General features: G+C 36.0%; 19 protein-coding genes and 1 pseudogene. 13 read left to right on the top strand and 7 right to left on the bottom strand.

Annotated elements, in window-relative coordinates:
• Positions 1-291: 291 nt before the first annotated feature.
• From BN985_RS14010 to BN985_RS14045, 8 genes and pseudogenes are all read left to right on the top strand, one after another.
• Positions 292-1134, top strand: a complete 843-nt coding sequence (locus BN985_RS14010) for a helix-turn-helix domain-containing protein (RefSeq protein WP_198030022.1) — start codon at positions 292-294, stop codon at positions 1132-1134.
• Between the two features lie 372 nt (positions 1135-1506).
• Positions 1507-2403, top strand: a complete 897-nt coding sequence (locus tag BN985_RS14015; protein WP_232225605.1) for a carbohydrate ABC transporter permease — start codon at positions 1507-1509, stop codon at positions 2401-2403.
• A gap of 15 nt (positions 2404-2418) precedes the next feature.
• Positions 2419-3243, top strand: coding sequence for a carbohydrate ABC transporter permease (locus BN985_RS14020; RefSeq protein ID WP_042224182.1), 825 nt, complete (start codon positions 2419-2421; stop codon positions 3241-3243).
• Positions 3244-3424: 181 nt separating this feature from the next.
• Positions 3425-6829: a glycoside hydrolase family 3 protein gene (locus BN985_RS14025; RefSeq protein ID WP_042224183.1), complete on the top strand. Its 3405-nt coding sequence runs from the start codon at positions 3425-3427 to the stop codon at positions 6827-6829.
• A 255-nt stretch (positions 6830-7084) separates the two neighbouring features.
• Entirely contained in the window at positions 7085-8722 is a 1638-nt protein-coding gene (locus BN985_RS14030) for a glycoside hydrolase family 43 protein (RefSeq protein WP_042224184.1), read from the top strand.
• Between the two features lie 279 nt (positions 8723-9001).
• Positions 9002-9666: pseudogene (locus BN985_RS14035) on the top strand (LutC/YkgG family protein); the annotation flags it as partial.
• 356 nt (positions 9667-10022) lie between these two features.
• The gene (locus BN985_RS14040) at positions 10023-11219 is read left to right on the top strand and encodes an MFS transporter (protein WP_042224186.1); all 1197 of its coding nucleotides are present in this window, start codon (positions 10023-10025) and stop codon (positions 11217-11219) included.
• Between the two features lies 1 nt (position 11220).
• Positions 11221-11784 carry a TetR/AcrR family transcriptional regulator gene (locus BN985_RS14045; protein WP_042224187.1) on the top strand — a complete coding sequence of 188 codons (564 nt, stop codon included), beginning with the start codon at positions 11221-11223 and terminating at the stop codon, positions 11782-11784.
• A 503-nt stretch (positions 11785-12287) separates the two neighbouring features.
• Here BN985_RS14045 and BN985_RS14050 read toward each other — a convergent pair.
• The 6 genes from BN985_RS14050 to BN985_RS14075 all read right to left on the bottom strand — a co-directional run bounded on the left by BN985_RS14050 (position 12288) and on the right by BN985_RS14075 (position 16425).
• The gene (locus BN985_RS14050; protein WP_042224189.1) at positions 12288-13004 is read right to left on the bottom strand and encodes a bifunctional nitric oxide dioxygenase/dihydropteridine reductase 2; all 717 of its coding nucleotides are present in this window, start codon (positions 13002-13004) and stop codon (positions 12288-12290) included.
• Between the two features lie 159 nt (positions 13005-13163).
• Positions 13164-13565 carry a disulfide oxidoreductase gene (locus tag BN985_RS14055; RefSeq protein WP_042224190.1) on the bottom strand — a complete coding sequence of 134 codons (402 nt, stop codon included), beginning with the start codon at positions 13563-13565 and terminating at the stop codon, positions 13164-13166.
• Positions 13558-14202 (bottom strand): DsbA family protein, encoded by a 645-nt coding sequence (locus BN985_RS14060; protein ID WP_052360699.1) that lies wholly within the window; start codon positions 14200-14202, stop codon positions 13558-13560. Before BN985_RS14060 ends, BN985_RS14055 begins: the two co-directional genes overlap by 8 nt.
• Positions 14203-14255: 53 nt before the next feature.
• Positions 14256-15104 carry a M56 family metallopeptidase gene (locus BN985_RS14065; protein ID WP_042224192.1) on the bottom strand — a complete coding sequence of 283 codons (849 nt, stop codon included), beginning with the start codon at positions 15102-15104 and terminating at the stop codon, positions 14256-14258.
• A gap of 3 nt (positions 15105-15107) precedes the next feature.
• Positions 15108-15521, bottom strand: coding sequence for a BlaI/MecI/CopY family transcriptional regulator (locus BN985_RS14070; RefSeq protein WP_042224193.1), 414 nt, complete (start codon positions 15519-15521; stop codon positions 15108-15110).
• 268 nt (positions 15522-15789) lie between these two features.
• On the bottom strand, positions 15790-16425 hold the full coding sequence (locus tag BN985_RS14075) for an NAD(P)-dependent oxidoreductase (RefSeq protein WP_042224194.1): 636 nt from the start codon (positions 16423-16425) through the stop codon (positions 15790-15792).
• A 154-nt stretch (positions 16426-16579) separates the two neighbouring features.
• Here BN985_RS14075 and BN985_RS14080 point away from each other — a divergent pair, with 154 nt between their 5' ends.
• Entirely contained in the window at positions 16580-17329 is a 750-nt protein-coding gene (locus BN985_RS14080; RefSeq protein WP_042224195.1) for an IclR family transcriptional regulator, read from the top strand.
• 18 nt (positions 17330-17347) lie between these two features.
• On the top strand, positions 17348-17890 hold the full coding sequence (locus BN985_RS14085) for an NADPH-dependent FMN reductase (protein ID WP_042224198.1): 543 nt from the start codon (positions 17348-17350) through the stop codon (positions 17888-17890).
• 297 nt (positions 17891-18187) lie between these two features.
• Here BN985_RS14085 and BN985_RS14090 read toward each other — a convergent pair whose 3' ends face one another.
• Entirely contained in the window at positions 18188-19075 is an 888-nt protein-coding gene (locus tag BN985_RS14090; RefSeq protein ID WP_042224199.1) for a helix-turn-helix domain-containing protein, read from the bottom strand.
• A 109-nt stretch (positions 19076-19184) separates the two neighbouring features.
• Here BN985_RS14090 and BN985_RS14095 point away from each other — a divergent pair, with 109 nt between their 5' ends.
• From BN985_RS14095 to BN985_RS14105, 3 genes are all read left to right on the top strand, one after another.
• Positions 19185-20519, top strand: a complete 1335-nt coding sequence (locus tag BN985_RS14095; RefSeq protein WP_042224200.1) for an amidohydrolase family protein — start codon at positions 19185-19187, stop codon at positions 20517-20519.
• Positions 20520-20751: 232 nt separating this feature from the next.
• The gene (locus BN985_RS14100; RefSeq protein WP_042224201.1) at positions 20752-21084 is read left to right on the top strand and encodes a hypothetical protein; all 333 of its coding nucleotides are present in this window, start codon (positions 20752-20754) and stop codon (positions 21082-21084) included.
• A 370-nt stretch (positions 21085-21454) separates the two neighbouring features.
• Complete coding sequence (locus tag BN985_RS14105; RefSeq protein ID WP_042224202.1) at positions 21455-22417, top strand: sensor domain-containing diguanylate cyclase; 963 nt, start codon at positions 21455-21457, stop codon at positions 22415-22417.
• Positions 22418-22419 lie beyond the last annotated feature (2 nt).

Genomic DNA, 22419 nt, shown 5'->3' on the forward strand with positions numbered 1-22419 from the left:
CCCATTAATGTTATTTTTTATAACTTCTTAATAACAAAATGCAAAAACACTTTTTACTACTAGTAGTCTCTAATTATTAGAAATGGTTTTTATTAATCACTATTAAATTGATGTTAATAGTTAATTTGTTAAATAATAACATCATATTTGAAGCGTTTACATAACATGAGGAGTTTATTTCGTGTTATTTTTGGTATAATGCAATTAGTAGAAAAACTAGATTCCAGAATTAAAAATGATATTTTTGGGGAACTATACCTCGTTGAAATATATGTGGAAGGAGAGATAATCTTGAAAAGTAGTCAGATTAAATCAGATTCTTATACACGATATTTTGTAGATAATTCAAAAGATGGCATTTTTTCGTGTGGATTTTTGTGTCGAGAGCCCGAAGAGCCATCGCGAACTATTCAAAATGAACATTATAGCTGCTTTGTTGTACTTCATGGATATGGTAGTCTTATTGACGAAACAGGAAAAGAATACAAATTGATTCCTAATACATTTTGCCAATTATTGCCTAAAAAGAAATATACCATATCAATAGAACCACCCCTTCTTTGGTATGAGTTTTATCTTAGTATTGGAGAGGTTGTTTTTCAGTCTTTAGCTTCACTAAATCTATTGAATATTAAAGAACCAGTATTTTTAATACATACCAAACCATTTATGGAACAATGGTTTAAAGGTATATTATTTGAGCTTAAAAACGCGAGTAGTTCTTCTGACACTACTGAAGTCCTTTTCAATGCGCAAAAGTTGCTGATAAATTTACATGAAGAGTGTATTGATAATACACATACTGTTTACAATAACGTAATCGCAGGAATAAAGCAGATGCTATCCCTTTACTATGATAAGTCCATCTCTCTTGAAGATATTGCTACATCATTTAATATGAGCTATGAAAAGCTTAGAAAATTGTTTAAAGAAGAAGTAGGTATTTCTCCAATTCAGTATCGGTTAAATGCTAAATTTCGTTATGCTGGCCGCTTACTAAATGATGGGTACTCGGTTAAAAGTGTCTCAAGCAAAGTCGGGTATGATGATCCAAGTATTTTTTCAAGGCAGTTTAAAAAAACGATGGGGGAATCCCCAAAAAGTTTTATAAAAGTCGATAATACAATAGAATAAAGTTTTAACTAATTAGTGGAATTATAAAACGTTTCATGGTACTCTCGTTAAATTTGCCTCATCATTGATATCGAACACCAAACAACGGCTCCGAAAGAATATCCATCTTCACTGCATTAAAACTAAAAGACTAAAAAACTCACAGTTGAATCGTAGGTGAGTTTTTTTGTGTGCTAATAAAGACTAAAAATGATTTCATTAATTATAGCAAATTGTAAATCAGCATCTCTTTTATTCGGTAATGTTAAATTTGATAATTCTAAACCTTTGCATCTTTTTTTCTACTTACTAAACCCCATCTGATTGATAATATGAAAAAAACAAGCTTAATTAAATGAAGGTTGGATGATGATTAACCATTATTCGGAAGGAGTGTCACAATTGCACAAGGTATATAGAGATAAGCTTGCTATATTCATCTTCGTCTTTCCAGGGATAGCGTTTTTCTTGCTTATGTTTGTTGCACCTATCATTTTAAGTGGATATTATTCATTTACGAATACGTTAGCACCTGGGACACCGGTAGATATGGTAGGACTAAACAATTATAAAGAATTATTAGTTGATAGCCGTTTTTGGCTGGCTTTACGAAATGCATTAATACTAGGTATTGGTTTTATAGTAATCCAACATCCACTTGCCATCTTTTTTGCTATTCTACTAGATAAAATGGGAGGTAAAGCAGAAAAATGGTTTCGAACAATCTTCTTTATTCCCTGTGTGTTATCGTTTGTTGTAATTTCTAGAATGTGGCTTTCTGTATTAGATCCTACATTCGGAATATTCAATAAAATGTTAGATTCTATTGGATTAGGTTCTCTACAGCATGCTTGGCTCGGCGATCAATCAACTGCACTTGGATCCTTACTCGTCATTCTAATCTGGGCAGGTTTTGGATGGGCATTATTGTTTTACTATGCTGGGGTTAAGGGAATCCCTGAGGAGTTGTACGAAGCAGCTAGGATAGAAGGAGCAACAGGATTTAAATTACATTTCAATATCACTTTGCCGCTGCTTTCTCCAGTAATTTCAGTTCAAGTGGTGTTGGCGATGATTACGGCATTAAAACAAATGGAAACCGTCTTCCTTACAACAAACGGAGGACCAGGAGACTCAACTCAATTTCTGGCAGTGTATCTATATAATCAAGCTTTCTCTGCCAGCAATTATGGCTATGCAAATGCGATTTCCATTATGTTTATCGTTGTCTGCTTAATTATTACTTATGTGTTAAACAAACTAACTAAAAACAAAAATCTAGATTTTTAATAAGGAGAGAAGATGATGTCGAAATTTAACCGGACGATACTTTGGATCTTTTTCCTCCTGGTTGCAGGTGTTCAGTTGTTTCCTCTAGTTTGGTTAATTAATTTCTCACTGGTGGATGCAAATGAATTTTTTTCGGATAAGGTTTTAGTATGGCCTGAAGTTTTGAAGTGGCAAAACTATATTAACGCTTGGATCGATGGGAATTTTGTTAGATACTTATTTAATACTGTTCTAGTTTCGACTGTTACTATTATATTGACAGTAGGTATTTCTTTATCCATGGCATATGCCTTTACGAGAATGACATGGAAATGGAACAAATTCTTTTTTGTAATAATATTACTTGGTATCATGATTCCAATTCATGCCACTTTATTACCTAATTTTACGATATTTAGGTCAATTGGGTTGACCGATTCTTATTGGGGATTGATTCTTCCATATACAGCAGTTTCTGTACCTTTCAGTACGTTCATTTTAACTGGATTTATGAGAAGTATTCCTAGAGCCGTCGAAGAATCAGCTGTAATGGATGGAGCAAGTATATATCGAATTGTATTCCAGATAATTCTACCACTTACAAAGCCAGCAATAGTTACAGTTATTGTTACAACCTTCCTTAATGTTTGGAATGAGTTTATTATGGCCTATACATTCATAAGTGACGATAGTTTAAAGACTTTACCGTTTTCTGTTATGAATTTTGCTGGACAATATTCCTCTGACTATGGATCTCAATTTGCCGTTATGGTACTGACTTCTATACCAGCTATTATTATTTATGTGATCTTCAATGAGCAGATTACAAAAGGGGTTACTGCAGGTTCAGTAAAAGGATAGAAATATAATAATTAAGGCTCAAATTGGTTTAATCACAATTTGAGCCTTAATTATTTAATTGCAATTCATAATATTTTATTAAATTAAACTTTTCATTACTATTCTCTACTGTTAGAGCTGTCATACCATGCTATATTGTTTTGTGTAAGCGCTTTTAAAAAAGAAGGGAGAAAGTGAATCTATGGTGACAAGAAGATGGAAACAAAATTTGCGTAAATCTCTGTCCTTGTTCATGGCTTTTGTAATTGTGTACGGCTGCTTAGGAGAAAGTCTTTCTTTTGCAATGGGCTCAACACCCTACGAGCCTAAACGTGGAGCGGATGGCCGCCCAATATTTGATGGACGACCTGAGCACTTAACACCTTTTGTGGATTTCATAATGGATAATGATATGAGTGTTGAAGATTTGATTTATTTCTCAAATGGACGACAAACTTACACAGATGAGGAAGGAAGTACCATCCGAGAAAGAGAGGTAAAGGCGGGGTATTCTTTACCGGTTTATCTGGATGGACTTGATCATGTACAAGGTGTGTACACGGATTTTCCATCATTTATCGGATTAGGCAACTCTTGGAATGAGGAATTGGTTAGTCGGGTAGGCAACATAATTGGGGACGAAAAACGTGGTAGTGTTTCCATCGAGGATAGTTCCAGGGCATTAATGTGGTCTGCTATTGGTGATATTCGAAATAATCCGCTTAGTGGTCGATACGATGAAGGCTTTTCCGAAGATCCCCACTTGGCTAGCATTCTAGGTACTTCCATGGGGGCAGGAATTACAGGTGTTAACTTGAATGATCAGGCCACAGATAACGACTTCTATCTTAAAACTGGAATTCAAAGTAAGCACTTTGCAGTCTATAATGCGCAATGGTTTCGACACAATACTAGTAATAACGTTGGTGTGCGAGCCCTACATGATTATCAGTTGAAAACTTTTCTGAGTCAAATTAAAAGTGGTTCTGTCGCTGGATTTATGACTTCTTATGGAAGAATGAACGGGGTTCCTAATTCTATTTCTCCAAATATTAAGATTGCTAGAGAAGCTTCACCTTACAGTGTTTCTTTAATTACTGATTATGGATCTGTTACTGATTTAGTTACTGGATTTGGAAATGGGTTTGACTCAACTTATGTTCCAGACAATGCTCACTTATCAGCACTCTTAGCAAACATTGCCTCTACATGGGGAAACTCCACGTTTGATGGGAGTCCAGGGAATCCAAATAAAGTCCAATCAATTGACGGACTAAGCCGAGAGCTTTTTAGTGTAGATGAAAATAAGTTAAAAGAAGCTGTACGTCCTATACTTGAATTGTATGTGCGATTGGGTTATTTCAATGAACGTGATGAAAATGGCCTTCCAATCGGATATCCATATAATGACCTTATACAGAATCCTGTAAAAGCTAATGATGAAGAAAATCAGGAAGTTGCTTTACAGGCAGCAAGAGAAAGTATCGTATTGTTAAAAAATAATGATACTTTACCGCTCGATGATAGTAAAAATGTAGCTGTAATGGGGCAATTTGCTGATTTTCGTAACAAAACATTATATTCGGCTAATACTCCTAAGTTGACTGGTTCAAATCTTACAATTGCAGATGCAATCTCGGAAAAACTTGGAGATGACCAAGTCAAAGTTAGTTCTGGTGGTAAGTTAGTAGCATGGAAGTCTAACACTAATGGAAAATATTTAACAGCTGATCTTAGCACAGACAATGGGTTGTTAACATCTGGTGCAGTACCTGCTACAACCTCAGATGAAACAAATACCTACGCGGTAGGGGATGGCAAATATGTTTCGGAAAATGAAGTTTTCGAAGTTTATGACTGGGGTCAAGATGCATATAGTTTTACATCGTTAGCAAATGGCAGATACCTAATGCGGAATAGTGGAGATGCTACGATTGAGTTAAATGGGAACAGACCTACGACTTTACTTCCTTTTAACCCATACGTGAATGCGGTTTTCTCTTATGAAGATCTTGGGGAAGATAAGAGTATTCGACAAGGTGGGTTTAAAGGGTCTTTCGTTGGTGGTTTTGAGACATCTTTCTTAACAGATGGCCACTATTTGACTGTGTCCGAAGATTCCGTTACAGCTGACACGGATGTTGAGTCCTTTAAAGCTTTAACAGACAAAAATTCTGTGACACTACAGGAAGTCGAAGTACAAGAGCCTGGAGATGTCGCAAAAGACTTGGCCACATCCAATGATTATGCAATCATTGTGATTGGTTCGCCAGCTCAAATCAATACAAGTGAAGGCGTAGACCGTGCGCGACTAGCTATGGGAGAAGAACAAGTAGAACTAGCTAAGAAGGCTGCTGAAGAGTTTAAAAAACAAGGGAAACAAACAGTTGTAGTTATCAGCTCAAGCTACCCAGTGGGAATGGATCAAATTCAAAATGATGATAATGTAGATTCTATCCTATTTGCTCCATATGGTGGACAATTCGATGGAACTGCTTTAGCCGAAGTACTGTTTGGAGAAATAGTACCAAATGGACACCTTCAAAGTACTTGGTATAAAGATATCTCATCATTCCCATCCATAAGCGACTACAGCTTGCCGGAAGGTGATACAGCCATTACCTCTTTAGATCAAGTTGATCCTCGATTTACCGTGGATATGACGAATGCTGATCCAGCTGAAGCGAAGCTTACCTACCGTTATTCTGACGCTGAGGTAACTTATCCATTTGGGTATGGATTGAGCTACACTAAATTTGACTATAGTAATCTACAAGCACCAGACAGTGTAAATGCAGATGGAACCTTTGACGTGAAAGTTGACGTGAAAAATACAGGATCTGTTGGGGCGTCAGAGGTTATTCAACTTTACGTTACGAATAATACATCTGAGTATGGTCCAAACGTTCCTAAAAAACAGCTTGCAGCTTTTGAAAAAGAGTATATTCCCGCAAATGAAACAAAAACAGTAACCATAACAGTGAATCCGGAAGATTTTGCATTATGGGATGTGAATAGACAACAAAAAATTGTAGAGAGCGGTTCCTATGAATTAATGGTTGGCCAGAATTCTGCCGATATCGATTTATCTAAATCCATTTCAGTTAAAGGTCAAACCCTGGGTAATCTAAACTTATCTGAACCTGCAAACGTATGGGATCATGCCTTCCATAACAACAACCTCGTTTATCGAGAAGTGTCTAAAGAAAGAACAACAACCTATGCCGGAAAATATTATGCAGTAATGTCAACTGGATCTGAATCGTGGGTTGGAATACCCAAAGTGGAGATGACTAATGCAAAAAATATTATATTAAGAGTCGCTTCCGAAAATCCAAAATCAACTATTGAAGTTAGAAAAGGTTCACCAACGGGAGAACGGCTAGCAAAATTAAAGTTTAAAGAAACAGGTGAGTCCACTTATAAAGTACCAAGTAAGGATGGTAGTGGTGCAACACTTCATGAAATGGCATATGTAGAAATTTCTAAGCCGATAAAACCTACCTCGGGCACATCAGACTTATATCTTGTTTTCGATGAAAAAGATATTCGTGTTGACACAATTCAACTTATCAATAAAGAATCTAAGGGAAAAAAGAAGAAATAATATAGGAAAATGATATGGCAAGTCACTTATATCTCCTCAAACTAGAATTAATTTAGCAGTATTTGTTCTAAAATCCGAAAATAGCAAGTGAAAAAATTAAGATATATAAGTATTGTTAATTAAACAACTGTTTCTCGTAAAGCAGAGAAACAGTTGTTTTAGCTGATAGGAATAATGCAGAACGCAAAATCAGCTTTTTTTACCCGATTTACTAGGTTCTTAAGAAAATTCTAATAGGCAGGAGGAATAATATTCATGATAGAAAATCCGATTCTTCGGGGATTTAATCCAGACCCCTCTATCATTCGAGTAGAGGATGATTTTTATATTGCCACTTCAACATTTGAGTGGTTTCCAGGTGTTCAAATTCATCACTCAAAAGACCTGGTAAACTGGCAGTTGCTAACTCATGCACTTGTTCACGATTCCCAAATTGATTTAAAGGGCATAGAAGCTTCAGGTGGTGTTTGGGCGCCTTGTCTATCCTATGATGAAGTGAAACAAACTTTTTATCTGGTCTATACCATTATGCGTAATACAAATGGTGGTGCCTTCGATCTTGACAACTATATTGTTACTTCAAAAAGCATTAAAGGTCCATGGTCAAAACGGATTTATTTAAATAGTTCAGGATTTGATCCTTCCTTATTTCATGATGAAGATGGAAGAAAATGGCTTATGAATCTTGAGTGGGATTTTCGCCAAGGTTACGAGCATCCTGGATCAATTGTTATTCAAGAATATGATATAAAGGAAAAAACCCTTATTGGTTCACCTCTTAGTATTTCACGGGGAGCAACAAACATGGGATGCATGGAAGCACCACATATGTATAAAAGAGGGAAATACTATTATTTGATGACAGCTGAAGGTGGAACTGGATTTGGTCATGGTGTGGCAATTTCACGGTCTGAAAATTTGCTGGGACCATATGAACCCGATCCATGTAATCCGATTATTACTTCAGCGAAAGAAGTAAATCTAAACAGAAAGGGTGTTGATGATTACTTAAAACCATACCAATTCAATCCTGATTCAGTACTTCAGAAAAGTGGACACGGTTCACTAGTAGGAACTCAAACAGGGGAGTGGTATATAGCTCATTTATGCGCTAGACCTATCCTACCTGAGATTCGTAGTATGCTTGGTAGAGAGACAGCTATCCAACGGTGTAAATGGACCGATGATGGTTGGATTCGATTGGCCAGTGGAGGACAAATGGCAGAATTATCGGTACGATCACCCCAATTACCTCACCATCCATATAGTGATGCACCGGTTCGTGAAGATTTTGATAGTGATATGTGGAACATTCACCTCAATACACTTCGAGTTGCGCCAGATGATTCTTGGGTATCATTAAAAGCTAGACCAGGATTCATGAGAATAAGAGGAAGGGAATCTTTATTTTCTCTACATGAACAAAGTTTAGTCGCTCGACGCTTACAATCAATAAATGTAATAGTGGAAACATGTGTAGAATTTGAACCAGATAATTTTCATGAAATGGCTGGACTTACACTTTTTTATGATCAGAACATGTTTTATTATTTGAGGGTATATTATAGCGAAACATATCATGCCAAATGTCTAGGTGTTCTTTATGCAGACAATGGAAAAAGAATAGAACTTTCTGATTCTCATACACCAATAGAAGGGTGGAACACAATCTATCTTAGGGCATCAATTAAAAATGGTAAATTGATTTTTTTCGCTTCACCAGATGGGAATGGTTGGATACAAGTTGGCCCAGAACTTGATGCGAGTAAATGCTCGGATGAATACTCTAATTCTGGTCATTTTACTGGTGCCTTTGTAGGGATTTGCTGTCAAGATTCTTATAGAAAAAGAAAATATGCAGATTTTGATTATTTTGAATATAGGGAAGCCTAGTTTACTTAATGTGAGAAAGAATGACCATGAAGTATTAAATTGGGAGCTTATATGTTCGATTACACTTCAAGCTAGAAATAACCTATGATATTTAGCAAAGTACATAATGCTTAGTCAGTAAAAAAATAGAGTCATAAAGATAGAATTAGCATAGGTTAAACAGAAAATCAGAAGATTATTTCATTCCTACATTAAAGAAATGAAGGAGGATCAGGTAGAAGGGAACATTAAATTGAGGAAATATATATGTATTATCCCCTATAGCAAAAGGGGGGAGAACTAGGCGGCGAACGCCGCAGAACACCTGTTCAAAAGCCTGACTGGATCCATCATGTACAAAATGGAAGGTGCTTCAAGGGAAGATCAATGATGAACTGCTTGATGTATTAGTAGAGCAATGTAAATCGATTCATACATCGCTAGTTCGCACGGACGCTAGTAATCTAAATGAGGCATTACTAGAGGTAATTAAGGAGTACGGTGGCGAGTCTGTGATGACATGGTATGATCCACGCTTTGAAGAGTACGCTCTTACGGAAGCTTTTCGTGAATGGAAAGGTGAAGGGATCCATGTAGACAAATGGGACGCAAAAAACGGGAAAGAAAGTATTCGTTTAGCTGAAAAAGCAGATGTTGGGATTACATTTAGTGATATTACACTAGCTGAATCCGGTACTGTTGTGTTATTCAATGATAAAGGAAAAGGTCGTTCTGTTAGTTTACTTCCAGCAACGTACATCGCAATCGTACCTAAAAGTACGATTGTCCCGAGGATGTCCCAAGCTACTAGAGAGATTCATAAACAAGTAGAGAAAGGCGAACAAATCGCTTCCTGCATTAACTTTATTACAGGTCCCAGTAATAGTGCAGACATTGAAATGAACTTAGTGGTTGGTCTCCATGGACCGATAAAAGCTTGTTATGTGGTAGTGGAAGATCGATAATAGTGGCTATGTAAGAGGTGATTGAGAGGTACTTTAAGCTAAATGTTCCATTCCTCCTTTTGAGGACAGTACTGATATTTATAATAAAGTTTCTCCGGTATAAAAATTTTGAGCCAAATTCCTATGTTTCTATTCCTAACTGGATGACAAACTTGATGAATGGAACTTAATCAAAGAGGGTCTGCTATTTCTTGCGGACCCTCTTTTTATTATCTATTTTTCTGTGGCAGATACTTCCACCTAATATTTATCTATCTGACTATAGACAGGTATTAATTAAAGTGTTAGGATATATTGGTGTTATTAACATATAAAATCTGACTTTGGTCAAATGTTTAAGAAAGAAGGAAAATTTTATGATTTCAAATAAAGTACAAAAAACAGGGGTAACATTATGGTCATTATCTTTTGTTTTTGCAATTATAGCGAATGCTTTGCTGTTCATGATATTTGAGATGTTACTCCCCACGCTTCCCTTGTTTGTCAATGAGATAGGAGGAAACGCTACAGATGTCGGTCTTGTCACAGGTGTGTTCATGGTCTCGGCAATTCTGATTCGCCCTTTTGCGGGCTATTTACTAAAGTTGGTTAATAAGAAATATCTACTCATCCTTGGTATCATCATTAATGCCATTTCAACAGGGATGTATTACTTTGCAGACACTGTCAATATATTGCTGATTATTCGTCTCGTGCATGGTTTAGGCTTTGGTTTGGCCACAACTTATTTTGCAACACTCGTCGCCGAAATCATTCCTAAAGAAAGACGTGGAGAAGGAATGGGATACTTTGGAGTAGGTGAGACAGTTGCTATATCGGTTGGGCCAATGATTGGTATCATGATATTGGAGGCTTTCGATTATTCACGACTATTTATTGGCGGATTGGCCGTATTACTATTGGCAGCTCTTATGGCAGCACTTACGAAAACTCCTAAGCAAGCGGATGGTGCAGATGAGATACAGCACTTGAAGGTCAAGATATTGGAGAAACGTGTATTAATGCCCGCATTGCTGACGATGCTAATTGGTGTTGCAGCATCTGGAATCATGTCATTCTTCTCCTTATACGCTATAGAAAAGGATTTTAGTGGCATTGGTTGGTTCTTTTTTATTATCGCTTTGGCGAGCTTCTTAGTTAGGCTGGTATCTGGTAGGCTATTTGATAGACATGGTCCGTCAGTCATTCTTATACCCGGATCTATCTTGGCAACCATTGGATTCGTTGTCCTGTATTTAGCCCATGCAGATTCCACATTCTATCTAGCAGCTGTACTATATGGGTTAGGGTTCGGAGCCATTTTTCCAGCCATACAGACTTGGTGCATTAACCTTGTTGAAGAACATGAACATGAGTATGCGATGTCGACCTTTTTCAATTTCTTTGACTTTGGAATCGGTGGTGGTTCCTTATTGCTAGGAATTCTAGCAGCCCATTTCTCTTATGGTGTTGTCTATCTTGTTGGAATTGCCTTTTATATCGTTTTTCTTCTGCTTTATTTGTATATCTTGTATAATCAAAGAAGAGGTAATAATAGTATCGGAGGTTTATAAAGTGAAAGAAGCCATTAGACATACAGCGGTCCGTCATTTCAATGCACACGGCTATGAAGGTGTCAAAATGAACCGAATTGCCGAAGAACTGGGAATACGGAAACAATCATTATCCTATCATTACGCTTCGAAAAGTAAACTGCTGACCGATACGTATGCTAATGCCGTGAAAGAAGAGGTTACTTTTTTAAAGTCATTTTTCGAAAGAGCTAAATCTCTTGAGACGAAGGAAACGCTTATTCAATTCCTTAAGGAAACGCAACAGCGATACTACAAACACCCTACTGTTGCTTTTCTGCAAAGTATGTCATTCAAAGCACCCTTGGAGACGAGCGACCTCATTATTTCCTATTATCATGAGTATTTACATGTATTCAAACAGCAAATTATGAATCTTGCGAATGACCCTATCATCACTTGCAGCATGGAGCAAGTGGCCACCAGCTTTATTACACTGTTTGATGGCTTGGTCATCCAGCTTGTTTATGAGAATGCAGAAAGTTTCCATCGTGCGTCGCAAATTTCCTTTCAGATCTTCTGGAAAGGTGTTACGTATATAGAATAAGAAAGTTGGCTAAATATTGGCAGTTGAAAAAGGTGTTGAATCATAAACACTGATTTCTAGTAAAGAGCTGGTTTTCCGAAGTGTGTAATAAAAGTTAATACAGAGATACTAAACCTTGATTGGCGGGATGTCTTTCAAGGTTTCTTTTTTTTAGGGCTATTAAAGCCTCACTTTGATGCGATTATGAAGATGGAAATAGAGACAGAAGGAACTCGAAGGGAGGATTTACATTGTCGTTGAAGATTAAAAAGCAGATATAATCAAGAGGGAATTTTGCTTCATGTTCCAAGTAAGGAACATGAAGCATGCAACTTATTTCTTTAAAAAAATATTAAATACGACTTTATATACTAATCTTAACTACCACATCAGATAGTCAAGATTATTCATAGTTTTATTTCTTAACAGACCGTATTCTCTCTTAAAGTGTAGGAATTTCAAGAAACCTTCTTATTCCAAAAAAGTTTCTTTAATACGTTTAACAAAAGAATATATTGTATTGCCTAAATTGACACATCAAGTGATAAAAACTTAGGCAGTTCTTGTTCGTGCTTGTCAAGCATAATCTGGTCTGGCTTGATGCCCTGCTCATACAGTACGTTAATGGTTTGCATGAGGAACTCATCACTTCCGACAATATAGAAGAGTCCATCCTTGTCTGCAGCAAGATTTTCCACTTCTAGATAGTAGTCTCTACGGTTATCGACGAACTGTGATGTGAACCTTTTTTCAGGTGCGGATGCAAAAATATTAGTGAATAAGTATTCTTTTGATGAATCGATGTTTAGAGAATGAATTTGATTGACGTTGTCAGCACGTTTGAAATAATCAAGTACAAGCGGTCTGAAAGTTGCCAATCCAACGCCCGATGACAGCAGGTAAACATTTTTTTCTTCTCTACGAAGGGGTACATTCGAATGCGTTTTAAAGATTGCTACTTCGTCGCCGACTTTAAGCTTTCTTAAAATCGTTTTAAACTCAGAACACTGTTCTTTAATGCGTGTTGTGATACCAATTGATTTTTCGTATGGTAAAGTGGAGATTGACATATGGCGAATCAGGCTACGGTTCGGTTTCTCTCCGGCATTAAACCCTTCAAATGCTAAGTGGACGTGAGAACCTTCTTCCCATGTGAAGCCTGCGGGACAGTCGAGTAAATATGTTTTAACCTCAGGCGCTTCTTCAATAATTTTATTTATTTTAGTCCAATGTATTTGCATTATATATTCTCCTCACTCCATTATTTGTATCTTTACTATCCAATACACTGACTGTTTTTCTTGATAAATGATGTGACTTAGATTTACTAACAACTTGATTAAGAGAAATAAAACCTAAATCTTTGATGCACATAACTTCACCATTTGGATAACAAACCATTACTTACGTTTCAAATGTATTAGCATCATAATTGTAATCAGTGTAAAAGCAATGAGTGCCAGGAAGGGAATTGTAACAAAACCGAACCAGTTAATATATTGACCCGAACATGGCACGCCACTTGTACATGTGCTGAATTCATCTAAAGAAGGGATTTTTTGCAATGCATAATGGTAACTGGAAACAATCATACCAATTACCGACATTGGTAAAATATACTTATAAATTTTCCTATCATTCCGGTAAAAAGCTATGCCTAAAAAAATAACAAGTGGATACATTAATATACGTTGATACCAACATAATGTACAAGGTATAAACCCCATACGCTCACTAAAAAATAAACTTCCTCCCATTGCGGTTATGGATACAATCCATGCAAATAAAAGAGACTTATTCATTTTTTGTACTCGCTTCCTCCACCATGTTAATTAAATCATCCGTACTTTTGCCATCAAATAACTTTCCATTAATATAGATTGTTGGTGTTGATTGAATACCCAAGCTATTTGCAGTGGAAGTATCTTTTTCCAAAGCCGCATTTCCATTACCTTCCGTGTATGAAAGCATAACTTGTTCCGTTTCTTCGGGATTTGCAACTTCAGCTAAAACTCTTTCCAAAAATTCATCAGTGAAAAGATTAGCTTGTCCAGATTCAGATACTTGATTTGCAAACAATAAATGATGGAACTCCCAGAATTTTTCATTACCTAGCTCTTGATAAACAGTTTCTGCGAATTGGGCAGATGTCTTTGAATCAGGACCTATAAATGCGTAATTCATAAAGTAAAATTTTGCTTTCCCAGTCTTCACTAATTCTTCATTAATAACAGGAAAAATACTGTCATTAAAATCTTTACAATGGGGGCATTTATAGTCACCAAATTCAACAATTTCAACAGGTGCTGATTCTTCACCTAAAAACGGTTGATCTTCATAATCAATGACAGCCGACTCTTGTTGAACATCTTTTAACACGATAATTCCTATTATAATTATAGCTAATATACCAATGAACCAAAATAATTTCTTTGTCAAAATGAACACTCCCTATGTTTAACTACACTATGTAGTGTAATGGTGTAAAAAAATTACGCAAGCGCGTAAATAAATAATCCACAGATCAAACTAAAGACTATTAACGATATGATTATTATTCTTAATGGAATTTGCAGTTGGGCATCCTTTATTGGATTCAGGATATATTCAATCCGATAATTTACGGATGTGTCAGCGAATGACACGTAAGTGAAAGGCATTTTTTCCTGCTTGCCAGTTTTCAACATTTTCAGGAGAGCACTGCCCAAATTCACAGATGTTTCCTGTTGTTTGATAGCAAATTCATCTGCCAATACTTCCTGAATAACTCTATATTTTTGATGAAACCACTTTTGAATTGGAATATACCATATAATGGAAGAGCTAAGTGATAGCAAAAATACTTTAAGTGGATCTCGATTATCTTTGTGATATTTTTCATGAGAAATAACGGCTTTTAATTCTTCATGTGTTAAGAGGTTTATTAAACCTGTTGTGAAAATAATTTTAGGTCTTATAAATCCCATCGTAATTGCAATTGGAGTCGGGTGTGAAAGAACCAATATTTCTTCTTTTTCACTTTCATATACCTGATTCATTTCTATTGTGAGTTTTTCCTCTGTGTACTGCTGGAATCGTTTTTTCATTTTGATAGTTTGGAACAAATGTAATCCAATCTTCCATAGTGAACATAACAACGTATATATGATAAGCCCATCGAGCGTATACTCAAGAAATGATAGTCCAAATGCTTTTAACCAGCTATGACATACTGCAACAAGGTTAAATTTCATATTCCAGCCTACAATTATTGAAATTACATATAACCCCATTTGAAGCAAAATGGTGCCTAAAATGACAAGCGATACAAAAAATATAAGAGATGATTGACGCTTGGACATAAGTTACATACCCTTTTTCAATGCTTTAATTTTTTGCTCGAGTTTTGCGACAAGGTCCTCATCAGCTTCTTCAAGTGCATTGAGCATATGGCTTACGACTACATTGCCGAATTCATCCATGAGTTCATTTGTCATTTCTTTTGACTGTGTATTTAAGAACTCAATTCTTGATTGAACTGGTCTATATAAAGAGGATTTTCCTTCTGTTCTCTTTTGAAGAATACCCTTTTCAATTAAACGATTCATGACAGTCATGACAGTGTTAAAATTTGTTGCTTTCTCCTGTTCAAGAATCTGTTGGACATCTTTAATTGTCTTTTCTTCACCATTCCAAAGGATGTCCATAATTTTTGCTTCAAGAGGCCCAAAAAAACGATTCAATCCACTTTCATTGATTTTAAACTTCCGAATTTTCACTGCATTACCACCTCACACTACCTATTGTAGTGTCGAATAGCAATCCCGTCAAGAAGAATAAGTGATTAACATATGTGAAAGTTGCAAGAGTATAGACGGAATCATTATTGAAATAGTAGATATGTGTAAGTTCAACTATATTTCCAAAGTTTTGTGGTATTGAAAAAATCAGAAGGAAAGACATTAGCAGCGATATTTCGTATTGAAATCCCCTTTGCTAGTGTCTTTCCTTTAATGAATTTAGAAATTATTAATGTTACATCGAAAATTACTTTTCGCCAACAACAGTAAACCTTTCGTTTAAGTGCTTAGGATCTTCAATTTCATCTAAAACAGCAATTGCGTAGTCTTGATAGCTTATATAGCTTTCACCTTTTGAATTAACTAGTAGATGGTCTTTTCCAGATTGGTAGGATCCCGTTCTTTTTCCATCCGCATCAAATTCTGCTGAAGGGCTAATAAATGTCCATTTAATATCTGATGTTTCCTTTAATTCTTGTAAGTTTCGTGCTTGCCCTTTAGCTGTCGGCTTAAATAAATCTGGAAACTCAGCTGTTTCTATTACTTGAACCGTTTTATTTTCATCTACGTACAGGCTACCAGCTCCACCCACAATAATTGCTCTAGTATCTGTTCCCTTTAGGGTTTGGATGAGAGCACTTCCTGCATCGACGTGAGCCTGTTCTTCACCTACAGGGGCACCAAATGCATTCACCACTACGTTAAATTGTTTTAAATCTTCTGATGTAAGGTCGAAAATTGTTTTTTCAATCACTGTAACATTCTGGTTCTGAAGTTTCGATGCATCCCTTACGATAGCAGTTACTTCATGTCCTCGACTAATTCCTTCTTCCAAAATAAGATTTCCTGCTTTACCGTTTGCTCCAATTATTCCAATTTTCATTTTTAATTCCTCCTATCTATTGATAGCCTTATCATAGTATCCTTAAATAAAATCCTCAAATTTCGTGAAAGAAGTTCCATATAGTGAAACTACTTTTAAAAATATTGAATTCAATATAATAAACATTTATACTACCAGCAGATGAGGTGATCATATGGCCCAAAATGAAGTATCGACATTAAAAAAAGGTCTGCTTGTTCTGGAAATGGTAAAACAGCGTAAAGGGATTACCTTAAAAGAAGTAATGCATGAACTAAATTTAAGTAAATCTACAGCTTTTCGAATATTATCAACCCTAGAAGAAATGGAGTATGTTTATAAACTTCAAACACAATATTTTGTTCATCATAAAATGTTCTGCGAAAGTTTTGAAAAGCGTTCAGAAATGGATTGGGCGTCATTACACTCTATTTATCAAGTAGCGAACAAGATGCAAATGAGTACCTATGTAGGAAAAATGGACGGAAATAATCTTGTGATGACTCAAGCATTACACGCTCCGTTTCAGCGTTCAGCTGAAGCTGAAATTGGAAATCGATCTAAATTACATCAAACCGCAATTGGAAAAGTCATCCTAGCTCATTTAAAAGAAGATTCATTAACATATTATCTTGGCAAAACGTCACTTGGGCAATCCACAAATACGTTTCACGATCCACATCTTTTTCGATATCATTTAAAAGCAATTCGTGATGAAGGTTATGCATTTGATGATGAAGAACGTATTGTCGGAGCTCGGTGTTTAGCCGTTCCTATTTTCCGTAATCAAGAAGTAATAGCAGCTTTATCAGTAGCAGCACCAGTCGGTCAAATCTCCTGTGGCGATATTAAACATATTGCTAAGAAGCTACATGTAGGGAGTAAAGCCATAACGAAGGAGATCGAGACCTTCATCAACGATTAATATTTGGAGGTAAACAAAATGAAAGTGATAGCAATTGTAGGAAGTATTCGTAAAAATTCATATAATTTACAACTTGCAAAACATGTACAGAAACGGTATGCAGAACAATTTGAAGTAGAGATTCTAGATTTAGCTCCTCTTCCAATGTATAACCAAGATATCGAATTAGATGCACCACAAGAGGTACTTGATTTTAAAGCGAAAGTGAAAGAAGCTGACGCTGTTCTTTGGATAACACCAGAATACAATTCATCTATTCCAGGGGTTTTAGGAAATGCGATCGATTGGTTAAGTCGAGTTGATAGAGTGATGAATGGTAAACCATCTATTATTATGGGCTCTTCAATGGGAATTTTAGGTTCGGTAAAAGCACAGATGCATTTACGTGACATCTTGTTTGCGGTGGGACTAAATTCTCCAGTTCTTGGAGGGAATGAAGTGTATGTAGGCGCAGTTCATGAAAAATTTGACGCGGAAGGGAACCTAACAGATGAGAAAACCATTGATTTCTTAGATGGTGTTATAGAAAACTTCCAAGACTCAATGAAAAGATACGTATAACGATACAGGCAATTTGATTTGAAAGTATCACACAGGTTTGGATTGTGAGATAGACGCAGAAGTTCAAAAGTTATTTATTGATATTGAGATAGTTCTGGCATCACTCCTTTATATGGTTTGAGTTCGGTTTGCGCTGAACTTAAACCAGCCATTTTACTTTAATGCGTTTGGTGTTTTAATTATTGACTTCATTACCCAAATGATTTTTTTAAACCGAAATATCTGCATACATTGCTTTCTTAGACATAACTCGGATAGATCATTACTTACCATTGCATACTAGGTTTTTGCTCCTCACTACTCAATCAACAAAAGATATTCCTCAATATTATGTGCCAGCTTAGTAGAATCCAGATTCCTTAATAATTGAATTGCTTTCTTCATTTTTACAATCCCTTCTTCTTTGTTTCCAGTCCGGATCTCATAAGTACCCTTTAACTGAAGGATATGGACTCTATCCACTAAGTTGCTTTCTGGAATGGCAACCTCCTCCAGATACGAAATAAACTCACTGAATTCATTTTGATATGTAAATGCTTCATGAAATCGATTCACAGGTCCACACAAATAAATAATCGTATTAAAAAGCACAGCTGTTATCGCATCATGTATTTTCGGATAGCCTCTAAAACGAGCACTTTTCTCATATGCAGTTCTTGATAGCATAATGACCATATCTGCTTCAAGTAATAACAGCGTTCCATTATAAAGCATTAACTCATAATATCCCCACACCTCTACGCGGAATAAATAATCAGCAAGAAGGCGTATATCAGTTTCTTGTACGTCTTCACCTTGATATTCCGCATCTACAAGACTTTCATACACTTCAATTAATAGAGCGTTATAATGATAGGTTTCCACTCCATATTGCTGGCCTTTCTTTAGTTGTTCACTTTTTAATTGCTTTAGATGTTTCACGTCTCTATTCAAATAGGCGGATCCAGCTGATTTAAAAAACTGCTCTAGTTTGTCGGGCTGAAAATCATGATGTATGTAAAGAAACTCATCAAAGTTCATCATGAGCTTTTCTAATATTTTTGTCATGAGTCCGAGTGTTATATCAGAATCTCCCCGTTCAAACTTGGATAGAAAAGAAACAGAACAGACTCCATCTGCTAGTTCTTTTAAAGTTATCCCTTTTTGTTTTCGAATTATCCTTATTGTAATTCCGTATTCGACCACCGTTTCACCTCCACTGCAAAAGAAATTCCACTATATGATAATTTTACAAACCAATCGTTTTAACCAATATACAATAAAATCAGAACATTTAATATAGGAGGAAGCAATGATGAAAAAAATATTAATTAAAAATGGAACGGTTATCGATGTGGTGAATGGAGTCTCTTTTATAGGTGCTATTGAAATAGAAGGGGATAAAATTAAAAGAATTATAAAACAGGATGAAGCATTACCTGAGGGGATAGAGACAATTGATGCAAAAGGTAAATATATTATGCCAGGCTTAATTGATATGCATTGTCATGTCCATGAGGAATTTGCAGCTCATTTCGTTGCGTCGGGGGTAACGACCGTGCGTAATACGGCAGGTAATGTTAAGTTACTTAATAACTTAATTCAAAAACCTACAGATGCACCGACACCAAGAGTGTACGCATCAGATCGAATGATTGATGGGACACCTGGACAATGGGGACCAACTAGCTATGGGAACTTCGTAACAGACGATCCAGAGGAAGCAAGAAAAGAAGTTCGTAGACAAGTTGAAGTAGGAGCGAAATTTGTAAAGCTATATGGATGGATCAAAAGAGATGTCATGAGAGCAGCTGCAGAAGAAGCGAAGAAACATAACGTAGAAGTTGCTTGTGATTTAATCAATTCAAAGGATCTAACTGCTTTAGATGCAGCGGAATTGGGAGTAAACTGGCTTGAACATACATCTGGATTTGCTCAAGAATTGTACAAAGGTTGGAACCCAATGGTAGACCAAAACGCGTGGCGTCATATTAATTGGGAAGAACCAGATCATGAAAAAGTACACGAGCTTTGTGCAAAAATCCTTGAATACAATGTTAAACTATGCCCGACCATGGTTCTCTTTGACCAAGCTATGCGTTTTCCAGCTATCTGGTCCCCTAAAAATAAAGTGATTGAATCGATTGAAAATAGACAGAAGCCTATGGAATATTGGAAAAGCCAAGAAGAAATAGCAGAACTTATAAAAGAGAGTAATGCTATTGTAAACAACTTAACGAAAGCTATTGCAAAAACTTATTATGATATGGGCGGAACAGTAGTCGCCGGTACTGATACACCAGCCTTACTATATACGTACCCAGGGATGGCTTTGCACCGGGAACTAGAGATATTTGTGGAAATCGGCTTTAGAGAATTAGAGGCTATACAAGCAGCAACAGTAAATGCAGCTAAGTCTATTAATCTAGATGACATTGGAACAATTCAAGAAGGGAAAACTGCAGACCTCCTAATCTTGAACAAGAACCCATTAGAGAATATTAAACATACTAAAGAGATCGATTTGGTTGTTAAAGGTGGAAAAGCGTATAATCAAGATGAAATATTGAGCAGTATTCCAAATGAGGAAGACGTTAATAGATCACTACAAGCATTTATGGAAGAATGGGAAGCAGAGCATGTGAAGTGAATGTTGTGGAAATAAAGGGGCAGTCCCAAGTACATGAAATTACAAGGGACTGTCCCTACTTTTTGTTGTGTGTTTATCGTTCTTGTAATAGCTAAGGGGAAACTGATCTCGCACTCACACTTTCCTTTATTTCGTGTTTTAGCGATTTACTCATATGGGTAAACTGGTTTCTAAACATGTTGATTTAATTCCAAATATGCAAATCGACTAGAACCAGATAAAGAGGGGCTGTATGATGTACTACGAGGTATTATTAATCATTGCAACTATTGGATTAATGTGGATGTTTAGAGAAAAACAGCAAATCGTGACCATTTATCAAGGGGATGAATCAACGTTAAGTGAGGCTAATGAATACTACTGGATTTTAAAAGACAACAATATTCCTTTCAAATATCACATTCCGTACAATTGGGAAAACTTCTTTCAATTTGGATATAAAAAATGCTCCGTTTACATTAAAGTAAAGAAAAGTGACGTGATAAGAGCCAGAAGAATTATGTGGTGCTACCGGAAAGAAAAGATGGAGATGGAGCGAAATATAAGGGGAGAGAGAATGAGATAATAGAAAAAACGCCTGTATAAATACAGGCGTTTTCTACGTATATTTGTGGCGAAGAATTATGTGTTCACATTCACATGTATTGCATTCCTCGTCTTACACAAATCAGCTCATCGCTCAATCATTATAGCACGAATGTGAAATTGAAGCCACTAGTAAAAAGTGGGCGAGGTGCCTTTGCTTATTAATTGTAAATTTTAAAACGGCTCTCTTAGGTGTAGGTATTAATTATGAAATGGAGTTGGATGATGATAACTGATGACATAAGCTACGATCCAGACCAAAAAAGTAAAGTTTAATATATTGTAAGTGTTCGTGGTTCGAAGTATAGTTAGTGTGAAAATACTTCGAGGGAGCTGACATAAAGGGTCTCATGTTTAACTTACAATTCGCTACAGGTTTTTTAATAGCAATGATAATAGGAATAACTCTAAATATTTTAGTGAATAGGAGAAATAAAAGACAGCAAGTATCTTTGACGGAAGAACATAACCGTATTGTCCATTTGATAGAAACCCCTAATGATTTTATTTATTACGCGAAAGTCGTTCCAGAGGTAAAATTTGAATATCTTAGTCCTTCAGCTGAAAACTTCTTTGGAAAAGGTTCCAACGTAGGTGCGTATTTAGATTCTAAAGTCGCATTCAATGATATTCATCCAGATGATTATGGGGTGCTAATTAAGAAGATAAATGGTGATATTGATTATTTTAAACCGATAATTCAACGGTGGAAAGATAAAGACGGAAATTATAGATGGTTTGAGGAATATGCTACTCCAACCTATGCAAATGGAAAGTTAGTTGCTCTTCAAGGAGTGCTCAGAAATATTGACGATAGAATCGTTTTACAGGAAAAATTAAACTATCAGTTATATCATGATACATTAACCGATATTTATAACAGGGCACATTTTGAGTTGGTTTTAAAGAAATATAATGAAGAAATAAATAGGCCTGTGGCAATTATATTGTGTGACTTAGATGATTTAAAGTTTGTAAATGACAATTACGGGCATAAACAAGGCGATGTTCTTATAAAAGGAACTGCTGAGTTATTAAACCATTTCTCATCGCATTCTATTACTGTTGCAAGAATCGGAGGAGACGAATTTATTTTATTTGTGGAAAGAGAAAATGGGCAAGAAATTGATAACTTGGTAAAGAAGATTAGAGATAAGGTAGATTATAATAATAAAGAGTCAAATCTAAAAATAAGGCTGTCAATTGGCTATGCTTTTACATCTAATTCGCAAGGAGAAATGACTCGATTATTTTCACAAGCAGACCAGAATATGTATCTTAATAAAAGCGATAGAAAAATAGTTATGACATGATG

It is taken from the genome of Oceanobacillus manasiensis (genome assembly GCF_000724085.1).
GTDB lineage: Bacteria > Bacillota > Bacilli > Bacillales > Amphibacillaceae > Oceanobacillus_B > Oceanobacillus_B manasiensis.

Excerpts from the sequence above, each read along its gene's own strand:
- BN985_RS14105 (WP_042224202.1), top strand. The coding sequence starts at position 21,455 with ATGTTTAACTTACAATTCGCTACAGGTTTTTTAATAGCAATGATAATA.
- BN985_RS14040 (WP_042224186.1), top strand. The coding sequence starts at position 10,023 with ATGATTTCAAATAAAGTACAAAAAACAGGGGTAACATTATGGTCATTA.
- BN985_RS14055 (WP_042224190.1), bottom strand. The coding sequence starts at position 13,565 with ATGAATAAGTCTCTTTTATTTGCATGGATTGTATCCATAACCGCAATG.
- BN985_RS14030 (WP_042224184.1), top strand. The coding sequence starts at position 7,085 with ATGATAGAAAATCCGATTCTTCGGGGATTTAATCCAGACCCCTCTATC.
- BN985_RS14065 (WP_042224192.1), bottom strand. The coding sequence starts at position 15,104 with ATGTCCAAGCGTCAATCATCTCTTATATTTTTTGTATCGCTTGTCATT.
- BN985_RS14080 (WP_042224195.1), top strand. The coding sequence starts at position 16,580 with ATGGCCCAAAATGAAGTATCGACATTAAAAAAAGGTCTGCTTGTTCTG.
- BN985_RS14100 (WP_042224201.1), top strand. The coding sequence starts at position 20,752 with ATGATGTACTACGAGGTATTATTAATCATTGCAACTATTGGATTAATG.
- BN985_RS14020 (WP_042224182.1), top strand. The coding sequence starts at position 2,419 with ATGTCGAAATTTAACCGGACGATACTTTGGATCTTTTTCCTCCTGGTT.
- BN985_RS14050 (WP_042224189.1), bottom strand. The coding sequence starts at position 13,004 with ATGCAAATACATTGGACTAAAATAAATAAAATTATTGAAGAAGCGCCT.
- BN985_RS14095 (WP_042224200.1), top strand. The coding sequence starts at position 19,185 with ATGAAAAAAATATTAATTAAAAATGGAACGGTTATCGATGTGGTGAAT.
- BN985_RS14085 (WP_042224198.1), top strand. The coding sequence starts at position 17,348 with ATGAAAGTGATAGCAATTGTAGGAAGTATTCGTAAAAATTCATATAAT.
- BN985_RS14075 (WP_042224194.1), bottom strand. The coding sequence starts at position 16,425 with ATGAAAATTGGAATAATTGGAGCAAACGGTAAAGCAGGAAATCTTATT.
- BN985_RS14025 (WP_042224183.1), top strand. The coding sequence starts at position 3,425 with ATGGTGACAAGAAGATGGAAACAAAATTTGCGTAAATCTCTGTCCTTG.